Source organism: Mesorhizobium sp. M2C.T.Ca.TU.002.02.1.1, from assembly GCF_003997225.1.
The window spans coordinates 1-10095 of record NZ_RZTO01000147.1 but is presented as its reverse complement, the minus strand read 5'-3'; the positions used below and the strand labels follow the sequence as shown (position 1 = coordinate 10095).

Sequence of the window (10095 nt, the reverse complement as noted above, 5' to 3'; positions counted from 1 at the left end):
GTGCAGAAGCTCACCACGCAGCCGCAGGGCGGCCTGCCGATGCAGGTCTCCCGGCGGGCGTAATCAATGCATGTCGCCCAGAAGTGTGCGGCGGTTCTGGGATAACGACATGCATCAAAACTTAGAGTCTTCTAACGATCGGCGATCGGCCGGCGCTGCTGGAACTGGCCGGCGGCGCGGAAGCGCCAGAGATAGCTGGGCAGGATGGTGGCGATCGCCTGCGGCTGGATGCCCAGCCCGGCAAGCGTCCTGCCGGCCTTGGCGGCTTCGTCCGACACGACGTTGTGCTCGCGCAGCTGCAGCACCTGGTCCCTGGTCAGGAGCGGATTGGGCAGCAGCTGAAGGATCGACGCCTGGATGTTCGCCACCCACCACGGCACCGGCACCAGCAGGCGCCTGCGGTCGATGACCGCGAGCAGCTCCTCCATGCACTCCTTGAAGGTCAGCACCTGCGGGCCGCCGAGCTCGTAGATCTGGCCGCCCTTGACCTCGCCGTCGACGGAGCGCGCGATCGCTTCGGCGACGTCGCCGACATAGACCGGCTGCAGCTTGTTCTGTCCGCCGCCGATCAGCGGCAGCACGGGCGACAGGCGCGCCATGCCGGCGAAGCGGTTGAAAAAGCTGTCCTCCGGTCCGAAATTGATCGACGGCCGGAAGATGACGGCATCCTTTATCGTCTCGAACACCGCCTTTTCGCCCAGCGCCTTGGTGCGGGCGTAGTCGGACGGCGAATTGAGATCGGCGCCGAGCGCCGAGATCTGGGTGAGGCCGGCGCCGACCGAGCGTGCCGCCTCGGCGACGGCGCGCGCGCCGAAATCGTGCACGGCGCCGAATTTCTGGCGGCCGGTCTCATGCAGGATGGCGACCAGGTTGACGACATGGTCGGCGCCCTGCACGGCGCGGTCGACCGACCAGCGCACGCGCACATTGGCCTGCACCGGCTGGATCTGGCCGACATTGCCGAGCGGCTGCACATGGCCGGCAAGGTCAGGCCGCCGGCAGGCGACCCGGATGCGATAGCCGCGCTTGGCGAGCGCCCGCACGACATGGCGACCGACGAAGCCCGAGCCGCCGAAGACGACAACGAGCTTGGGGGTCTGCAGGATTTCGGTCATGACTGGCTCCGCGCGCATGCTTGGCTGAAGCCGTTTCTTAATCCGTTTCTCGCCAAAGGCAAAGAGCGACCGGAGGTCGCCATTGCCTTGTTTCGCATCGAGGTCGAGGCGGCTCAGAAAGCCCGGCCGATGCGAGCGTCGACCGAATGCCGATTGCCGCCGCGGATGACGAAGAAGGCGAGGATCGCGGCCCAAAGCAGCGACTTTTCGGCGCCCGAAAAACCCTGGCCCATGGTCACCCAATGGAACCACACGGTGACAAGAAGCACGATCAGGCCGGCGAAAGCGGCAGGACGGGTGAAGAGGCCGAGGGCGATCAGGATGCCGCCGAAGAATTCGGTGCAGGCGAGCAGCGGCGACCAGAACGCGCCGGGATAGAAGCCCAGCCCCTCGACCATCTCCGTGGCGCCGAACGGATTGACGATCTTTTGCGAGCCGTGGATGGCCAGGAAGCCGCCGGCGACAGCGCGCAGCAGGGTTTCGCCGGCATCATGCAAGGCCGAATAGAGACGGCCAAGCGCCGGAATGATCAGATTTGCGCGGTCGGTGGTCGCGGACATCGTAGCTCCTGTTTGTGGCAATACAGGCAGACGCCCGACGGTTCCGGGCAAGTCAAGTTAACAAAAGTTAACCATTGAATTCATGTTTTCGAGTGGCTGACGAACAGACGCAGAAAACCCCGCCGAAGCGGGGTTTTCCGGGCAGTGTCCACGCCGAAGCAGGGTCCGACGAGGCGGCCTGACCTGAGACGGTATCAAGGTGGCGTGAAGCAAGCACGCCCGCCCCGCCCTGAACGCCCGGCGCGGCGCCGCCAACCGCGAGCCGGACGAAGCCAACAGGGCGGCTCGCGGCGTGGGGTGGCGCGGATGTGTCGCGTCAGGCCGGGAAAAGGTTCAATCTCGCGGGAAAAATCAGGCCGAGTAACGCTCGGCGAATTCCGAAATGCGCTGCACGACCGCCCTGGAGGTGGTGATGCCGCGCGCCTTTGCCTTCTCGGCGGCCTCGGCGCGGGAGCGTCCGGGAATATGCACGCCATAGCGCCGCCGCAGCCGGTCGAGCTGGTCCTTCATGCGCTGCTCGAAATCCGGGTCGAGCAGTTTTGGCTCTATGGCCAGGACGAAAAGGCCGGTGCCGGGGCTGTCCGGTCCGCCGGTGAACCAGGGCGCGTCGAGCGACCAGTTGGCGCCGGAAACGCCTGCGGCCAGCACCTCGACCATAAGGGCGATGTTGGCGCCGCGCTGGCCGCCAAAGGCAAGCATCGCGCCCTTCATCGCCGCCGCCGGATCGGTGGTCGGATTGCCGCTGGCGTCCAGCGCCCAGCCTTCGGGTATCTTCTTGCCGTCCTCGGCCGCCTTGCGGATGTTGACGAAGGCGGTGGCGCTCGACGACTGGTCTATGACCAGCGGCGGTCCCTCGGCGGCGGGCGAGGCGAAGGACATCGGATTGGTGCAATAGACCGGCTTGACCGAGCCTGAGCCGGCCAGCACCGCCGGCCCGTTGGTGGCGGCGAAGGACACCAGCCCCTGTTCGGCCAGCCGGCCGGTGAAATAGCCGAGCGCGCCGCAAGTATAGGCGTTCTTCTGCGAGAAGATCGAGACGCCGAACAGCTTCGCCGCCTTGACCAGGTCGTCGATCGTGCGGTCGAAGCCGGTATGGGCAAGCCCGCCGCCCGCGTCGGAGAGATAGACTGCGAGCGCCGGCCTGGTGATCACCGGATCGGCATTGCCGTCGATGCGGCCGGCTTCGAGCGCCTCCAGATAGTCGATGAAATGCGACAGCCCGACCGTCGACAGGCCTTCGGCCTCGGCCGCGATGATGGAAGCGGTCAGCGACTGTGCCGCCTCCTCATTGGCGCCGGCGCCGAGCGCCGCCATCCGGCATAGGCCTGTTGCCTGGTCGAGGGTGAGTTGCATGGTGAATGCCTTGATGAATGGTCAATAGTGAATGGTGAATAGTCAGTAGTGAGTAGTCGGTGGGATGGGAAGTGAAGCCCTATGGCCATTCACCATTCACTACTCACCATTCACTATCCGATCTTCACCGGAATCCGCGCCTCGATCCGGCTGAAGACGAAGACCAGGATGCCGGTGATGGTCATATAGATCAGCGCCAGAAGCAGCAAAGGCTCGTAGGTCAGATAGGTGTCCTGGCGCACCTTGGAGGAGACGGCGAAGATATCGATGACGCTGATCGTCGCCACCAGCGGCGTCGACTTCAGCTGCAGCACCGTCTCGCCCGTCAGCGTCGGCAGCGCCCGGTAGAAGGCTTGCGGCAGCCAGATGCGGCGGAAGATTTTCCAGCGGCTCATGCCGAAGGCGCGGGCGGCCTCGAGCTGGCCTCTCGGCACGCCGGCAAAGGCGCCGCGCATCACCTCGCCCTCATAGCCTGCGAAGGAAAAGGTCAGTGCCACCACGGCATAGGGCCAGGCCTGCCTGAGATATGGCCACAGCCAGGATTCGCGGATCCACGGATATTGCGGGAAGATCGAGCCGAGACCGTAATAGAGCAGCCAGAGCTGCAGGAGCAGCGGCGTCCCCCGGATGATGGTGCAGAAGGCCTTTGCCGGCGCCGAGAACCAGATCGGTCCGCCGGCCTGGGCGAGGCCGAGCGGCACGGCAAGCGCAAAGCCCAGCGCGCAGGTGACGGCGAGGATCCAAAGCGCCCGCCAGATGCCTATCAGGCCCATTTCCCAATATTGCGGCAGCCAGTCCCAGCGCATGAAGAAGGCTGCACAGAGCACCAGCGCCAAGGCGATCAGGATGAGCACGATGCGGTGCGGCTTGAGCCAGATCGAGGCGCGCGCCGCCATGTTGATCGCGGTGGCTTCGGCCGCCATCAGCGCGCCTCCTTGACGGAGGGCATGCCGCGCCGCGACCAGGCCTCGACGCGGCCGATGATCAGGTTGGAGAACAGCGTGAGCGCGAGATAGAGCGCGCCGGCCGCGAGATAGAAGAGCAGATAGGCCTTGGTGACGCCGGCCGCCTGGCGCGTCGCCAGCGTCAGTTCGAAGAAGCCGACGACGGCAAGCAGCGCGGTGTCCTTGGTGGCGATCAGCCACAGATTGGCGAGACCCGGGATGGCGAAGGGCAGCATTGCCGGCACGGTGATGCGCCGCAGCATCAGGCCCGGCGACATGCCATAGGCGCGGGCGGCCTCGATCTGGCCTTGCGGGATGGCGAGGATGGCGCCGCGGATGACTTCGGTCGAATAGGCGCCCTGGACGAAACCCAGCACGAAAATGCCGGCCGCGAGCCCGCTGATGTCGACGCGGCTGTAGCCCATCGCCGTCAGCACCTGGTTGATGAGGTCGGTGCCGGCATAATAGAGCAGCAGGATCAGCACCAGTTCCGGCACCGCGCGGACCACCGTGGTGTAGACGGCCAGAAGGTCGCGCGTCACCGGGCCGCCATAGAGCTTGCCGAAGGCGCCGGCGGTGCCGATCATGAGGCCGAGGCAGGTGGCGCCCACGGCGATCTCGATCGAATGCAGCAGCCCGACCAGCAGCGTGCCGCCCCAGCCGGGCGCCACGGGTGACAGGAGTTCCATGATGCCGGCCGCGGAGGCCGGAAGAAAGGCGTCGATCAGCTTCGCCCCCGGATTGCTGGCAAGCCGCCGATCATCGGATCAGCGACTTGCATGCGTGGCAAGGTTGGGCATGGCGCCGACGCCATGCCCTCACTCATTCGCGAGAGGGCTCAGTTCGACTGCGTGGCGCCGCCATAGATGTCGAAGTCGAAATATTTCTTCGAGATCTCGTCATACTTGCCGTTGGCGCGGATCGCCTTGATGCCGGCGTTGAACTTTTCCTTGAGCGCGGTGTCTTCCTTGCGGATGCCGGCGCCGACGCCCGGTCCAAGCACTTCGTCGTCCGGGGCCACCATGCCCTTCAGGTCGCAGCAGGCCTTGCCCTGGTCGGTTTTCAGGAATTCGCCGAGCGCGATCGAGTCGGCCTGCACCGCGTCGATACGGCCGGCGGCCAGATCGTTGTTGGCTTCGTCCTGCGTCTGGTATTCCTTGATTTCCTGCGCGCCGGTGAAGTGCTTCTTGGCGTAGACGGCATGCACGGTCGACACCTGGACGCCGATCACCTTGCCCTTGAGGTCGTCCGGCGTGGCGCCGAATTTCTGGTCCTTCGGCCCGATGATCGCGGTCGGGGTGTTGTAGTACTTGTCCGAGAAGTCGATCGTCTTCTTGCGCTCGTCGGTGATCGACATCGAGGAGACGATGGCGTCGATCTTCTTGGTGGTCAGCGCCGGGATGATGCCGTCCCAGGCGACCGGCGTGATGACGCAGTCGAGCTTCTCTTCGGCGCAGACGGCGTCGACGAAGTCGATCTCCCAGCCCACCCACTTGCCGGTGGCGTCGGGCGAGGTGAACGGCGGGTAGGGCTCGGCGGCGACGCCGATCTTGACCTGCTCGGCCTTGGCCACGCCACCCATTGCCGCGACGCCGAGAAGCAGCGCCGCCGCGAATGTCTTGAGAACAGTCTTCATGTCAGGACTCCCAGTTTGTTGTTGTTCCCGGTTTTTCGCTCCGCGTGATGCCGGCGCCTAGCCGACATTGCGGAGGAATTGTTTGAGCCTTTCGGATTTGGGCGCGCCGAACAATTGTTCCGGCGGACCTTCTTCCTCGACCAGCCCGTTGTAGAGATAGACGACATGCGTCGCGACCTCGCGGGCGAACTTCATTTCATGCGTCACCAGCACCATGGTGCGCCCCTCGCGCGCCAGGTCGCCGATCACCTTCAGCACCTCGCCGACGAGCTCGGGATCGAGCGCGGAGGTCGGCTCGTCGAACAGCATGACGCGCGGATTGATCGCCAGCGCCCGGGCGATCGCGGCGCGCTGCTGCTGCCCGCCGGACAGGAAGGCCGGATAGACGTCGCGCTTGTCCGCCAGCCCGACGCGGGCGAGCAGCTTCTCGGCCTGGGCGATCGCCTCGTCGCGCTTGACGCCCAGCACATGCACCGGAACCTCGATGACGTTCTCGATCAGCGTCATGTGGCTCCACAGGTTGAAATTCTGGAACACCATGCCGAGCCTCGAGCGGATCCGCTCGATCTGCCTGCGGTCGGCCGGAACGGTGTGGCCATGGCTGTCGGCCTTGAGCTTGATCTCCTCGCCATTGACGCGAATGATGCCGCTGGTCGGATTTTCCAGGCAGTTGATGCAGCGCAGCAGCGTCGATTTGCCGGAGCCGGAGCCGCCGATGATGGCGACCACCTCGCCGTCGCGCGCCGACAGCGAAACGCCCTTCAGCACGTGCAACTGGCCGAACTTCTTATGCAGGTTCTCGACATGGATGGCTTCGGCGGCGCCGCTTTGCGCCTTGCCGGATTGGATGGCTGCAGCGTCCGCCACGCTCACCGGGCGACCTCGAAGGCAGTTCGTCGAACGTCCATCCGGCTAACCAACATACGCTGTAATACCCGCTCCGAGCTTCAGCATGGACCCGACAGCGCGAGCCCGTCAATCCCGCTCATTACGGCACTTGCGGCGTTGTTGTGCAAGTGTATAAATAGCCTCTCATGAAATTTTTTCGCTTTTTTTCATCTTAGAAGGGCATCGATGAGCGCTTTCGGATCACAGTCCATGGCGGCGCCGCTGCGGCGCGTGCTGATGCGTTCGGCGGCCAACGCCATGCGCGACGCCGACAGGGCTCAATGGCACTATGGCCCGGGGTTCAACCCGGCGAAAGCTGCCGCGCAGCATGCGCTCCTTGCCGATCTCGTGGCGGCTTCCGGCGCCGAAATCGAATGGATCGAGGACAAGGCCGACGGCCTTTCGGATTCGGTGTTCACGCATGACCCGTCGTTGATGACCGACCGCGGCGCGCTGATCCTGTCCATGGGCAAGCCCTTGCGCGCCAAGGAGCCCTCGCTGCATGAGGAAACCTACAGAAGCCTGGGCATTCCGATCCTCGGCCGCGTCGAGGCGCCCGGCCAGGTCGAAGGCGGCGACTGTGTATGGCTGGATGCCCGCACGCTGGCGATCGGGCGCGGCGTGCGCACCAACCAGGAAGGCATCCAGCAGGTTGCCAACCTGCTGACGCCGCTCGGCATTTCCGTCTACGGTTTCGATCTGCCGCTGTGGCAGGGCGAAGAGGCATGCCTGCATCTGATGTCGGTGATCAGCCCGTTGGCCGACGACCTTGCGCTGGTCTATTCGCCGCTGTTGCCGGCCCCGTTCTACCAGATGCTGAAGGGGCGCGGCATCCGCCTGGTCGAAGGCGACCCGCAAGAGTTCGCCGCCTCCAACGGCCTCAGCCTGAACGTGCTGCCGACCAGCCCGCGCAAGGTCATCGCCGTGGCCGGCTTTCCCAGGACCAAAGCTGCCATGGAAGCCGCCGGCTGCACGGTCGAAATCTTCGAGGCGGATGCGCTCTGCATCGCCTGCGAAGGCGGCCCGACATGCCTGACGCGGCCGATCCTGCGTCAATGAATGCGCCGTCCCGTCGCAAGTTCCGCCGCGAGGGTGAGGAGCGGCGGCGGCAGGATCTGATCGATGCCACCCTGGACAGCGTGGCCGAACACGGCCTCGAGGGCGCCACCGTGCGCACCATCGCCTTGCGCGCCGGCGTCACCGCCGGGCTGATCCGGCACTATTTCCCCGGCAAGGAAGATTTGCTGCAGGAGGCCTATGCAGCATTGATGAGCCGCATGACCGAGCAGGCGAAAGCGGCATTGGCCATGGAAGATGCCTCGCCGCGCCAGCGCCTTGCCGCCTTCGTCACCGCCAATCTCAATGCGCCGATCATCGACCAGCGGGTGTTCTCGCTCTGGGCGACCTTCATCGGCCGCGCCGGCGCGGATCCGACGCTCGCCCGCGCCCATCGCGAAGGCTATCTCGGCTTTCGCAACGAGGTGGAGACGGTCGTGGCCGAGGTACTGGCCGCCGAGCAGCGCAAGCCGGACGCGGCCGAGCTGCGCCACCATGCCATCGCCATCAACGCGATCATCGACGGGCTCTGGATCGAAGGCTGCCTGGCCGGCGAGATGTTCTCGCCCGGCGAATTGGCGGCGATCGGCATCAAGGCCGTCGAGGCCGAGCTCGGCCTCGCGCAGGAAAGGGGAGAAGATCAATGACCACCGTCGGCGAAGCGCTGATCACCGTGCTCGAAGCGCATGGCGTCGACACTGTCTTCGGCATTCCGGGCGTGCATACGGTCGAGCTCTATCGCGGCCTGGCGCGCTCGAAGATCCGCCATGTCACGCCGCGCCACGAGCAGGGAGCCGGCTTCATGGCCGACGGCTATGCGCGCGCCGGCGGCCGGCCCGGCGTCGCCTTCGTCATCACCGGGCCGGGGCTGACCAACACCATCACCGCCATGGGTCAGGCGCGCGCCGATTCGGTGCCGATGCTGGTGATCTCCGGCATCAACGCCACCGATACGCTGGGCATGGGGCTGGGCTTCCTGCATGAGCTGCCCGACCAGCGTGGGATGATGGAAAAGGTCGCGCTGTCTTCCGAACGCATCACCGAGGCCGGGCAACTGCCGGGCGCTCTCGCCCGCGCCTTCGCGATTTTCTCCTCGTCACGCCCGGGCCCGGTCCATATCGAGATTCCCACCGATGTCATGGTCAAGCCCGCCGACGGCATAGCGGTGGCGCTGAGCAACGCCGCGCCGCCTGCCCCGGATGCCGCGGCGGTCGCCGAAGCGGCGAAGCTCATCACGGCTGCGCGCCGGCCGCTGATCCTTTCGGGCGGCGGCGCCAGGAAGGCCGACGCGGCGCTGCGGCGTCTGGCCGAGACGCTTGGCGCTCCCGTGGTCGAGACCGCCAACGCGCGCGGCCTGCTGCACGGCCACCCGCTCTGCGTGCCGGCCAGCCCCAGCCTGAAGGCGGTGCGCGCGCTGATGGCGGACGCCGATCTGGTGATCGCGGCCGGCACCGAATTCGGCCCGACCGACTATGACGGCTATGGCGACGGCGGCTTCGTGCTGCCCAGGAACCTGATCCGCATCGACATCGGCGCCGACCAGATCGCGCGCCGGCCGCTGACGGTCGGCATCCAGGCCGATTGCGCCGAAGGCATCGAGGCTTTGCTCGCGGCAATCGGACCGGGTCATCCTGCGGCCAAAGACGGCGAAGCCCGCGCGGCCGCCGCGCGGAAGGCAGCGCGGGCCGAGCTGAAGCCCGAGTACCTGGCGCAGGTTCATGCCGTGGAGATGATCCGCGACGCGCTGCCGGGCGCCATCATCGTCGGCGACTCGACCCAGCCGATCTATGCAGCCAACCTCTATTACGACCACGACCGTCCCGGCGGCTGGTTCAACGCCGCGACCGGTTTCGGTGCGCTGGGCTACGGTCCGCCGGCGGCGATCGGCGCGGCACTCGCCGTTCCACAAGCGCCCGTGGTGTGCCTCACCGGTGACGGCGGCTTCCAGTTCACCCTGCCGGAGATCGGCGCCGCGCTCGATGCCGAAACGCCGGTGATCTTCGTCGTCTGGAACAATCGCGGCTATCGCGAGATCGAGACCTCGATGCTCGACGTCGGCGTCGAGCCGGTCGGCGTGTCGCCGGCGCCGCCGGATTTCTGCAAGCTCGCCGAGGCCTACGGCATCGGGGCCGAGCGCTTGACCGGGGTCGGCGGTCTTGCCGAGGCGCTGAAGCGCGCGCGCGCGGCGGCCAAGCCGCGCGTCATCGAGATCACCGTCGACTGACCGTTGTTTGGACCATGCTGCCGCCGCGGCGATTGGCGTCGTCCGACGCATGCAAAGACGCTGCGCCAGCCATGTCGATATTTCAATTGAGTGACAGCGCGAAAGGCGCGACGTTCGAGCCTGGGGTGGCATAACCCAAGATATAATCATAAAAAAATGACAGGAGCGGTCTAAGTATGACGGAAACGCTGAATGGCAGGCATGTCGTGGTGACGGGCGGCACTGGGGCGCTCGGCGGCGCGGTTGTCGGCAGGTTGCTGGAGCAAGGCGCGATCTGCCACGTGCCCAATGCCCACGCGGCGGCCCCGCCGCATTTTCC

General features: G+C 66.0%; 10 protein-coding genes and 1 pseudogene. 4 read left to right on the top strand and 7 right to left on the bottom strand.

The window, feature by feature from the left end; all coding sequences use genetic code 11:
• Positions 1-131: 131 nt before the first annotated feature.
• The 7 genes from EOD07_RS10710 to EOD07_RS10680 form a co-directional block, all read right to left on the bottom strand.
• Positions 132-1115, bottom strand: coding sequence for a complex I NDUFA9 subunit family protein (locus tag EOD07_RS10710; protein ID WP_127235418.1), 984 nt, complete (start codon positions 1113-1115; stop codon positions 132-134).
• 113 nt (positions 1116-1228) lie between these two features.
• Positions 1229-1675 (bottom strand): DoxX family protein, encoded by a 447-nt coding sequence (locus EOD07_RS10705; RefSeq protein ID WP_127235417.1) that lies wholly within the window; start codon positions 1673-1675, stop codon positions 1229-1231.
• A gap of 351 nt (positions 1676-2026) precedes the next feature.
• Entirely contained in the window at positions 2027-3028 is a 1002-nt protein-coding gene (locus EOD07_RS10700) for an Ldh family oxidoreductase (protein ID WP_127235416.1), read from the bottom strand.
• Between the two features lie 113 nt (positions 3029-3141).
• The gene (locus EOD07_RS10695) at positions 3142-3951 is read right to left on the bottom strand and encodes an ABC transporter permease (protein ID WP_127235415.1); all 810 of its coding nucleotides are present in this window, start codon (positions 3949-3951) and stop codon (positions 3142-3144) included.
• Positions 3951-4661: an ABC transporter permease subunit gene (locus tag EOD07_RS10690; protein WP_206519454.1), complete on the bottom strand. Its 711-nt coding sequence runs from the start codon at positions 4659-4661 to the stop codon at positions 3951-3953. The genes EOD07_RS10695 and EOD07_RS10690 overlap by 1 nt, the downstream gene beginning before the upstream one ends.
• A gap of 149 nt (positions 4662-4810) precedes the next feature.
• Positions 4811-5608, bottom strand: coding sequence for a transporter substrate-binding domain-containing protein (locus tag EOD07_RS10685; protein WP_041001086.1), 798 nt, complete (start codon positions 5606-5608; stop codon positions 4811-4813).
• 57 nt (positions 5609-5665) lie between these two features.
• Positions 5666-6481 (bottom strand): ABC transporter ATP-binding protein, encoded by an 816-nt coding sequence (locus tag EOD07_RS10680; protein WP_052458160.1) that lies wholly within the window; start codon positions 6479-6481, stop codon positions 5666-5668.
• 201 nt (positions 6482-6682) lie between these two features.
• Here EOD07_RS10680 and EOD07_RS10675 point away from each other — a divergent pair, with 201 nt between their 5' ends.
• The 4 genes and pseudogenes from EOD07_RS10675 to EOD07_RS39210 form a co-directional block, all read left to right on the top strand.
• Positions 6683-7555 (top strand): dimethylarginine dimethylaminohydrolase family protein, encoded by an 873-nt coding sequence (locus EOD07_RS10675; protein ID WP_073989272.1) that lies wholly within the window; start codon positions 6683-6685, stop codon positions 7553-7555.
• Positions 7552-8199, top strand: coding sequence for a TetR family transcriptional regulator C-terminal domain-containing protein (locus tag EOD07_RS10670; RefSeq protein ID WP_041001090.1), 648 nt, complete (start codon positions 7552-7554; stop codon positions 8197-8199). The genes EOD07_RS10675 and EOD07_RS10670 overlap by 4 nt, the downstream gene beginning before the upstream one ends.
• Positions 8196-9776, top strand: coding sequence for a 5-guanidino-2-oxopentanoate decarboxylase (locus EOD07_RS10665; protein WP_127235412.1), 1581 nt, complete (start codon positions 8196-8198; stop codon positions 9774-9776). The genes EOD07_RS10670 and EOD07_RS10665 overlap by 4 nt, the downstream gene beginning before the upstream one ends.
• 176 nt (positions 9777-9952) lie before the next feature.
• Positions 9953-10095, top strand: a pseudogene (locus EOD07_RS39210) (short-chain dehydrogenase); the annotation flags it as partial.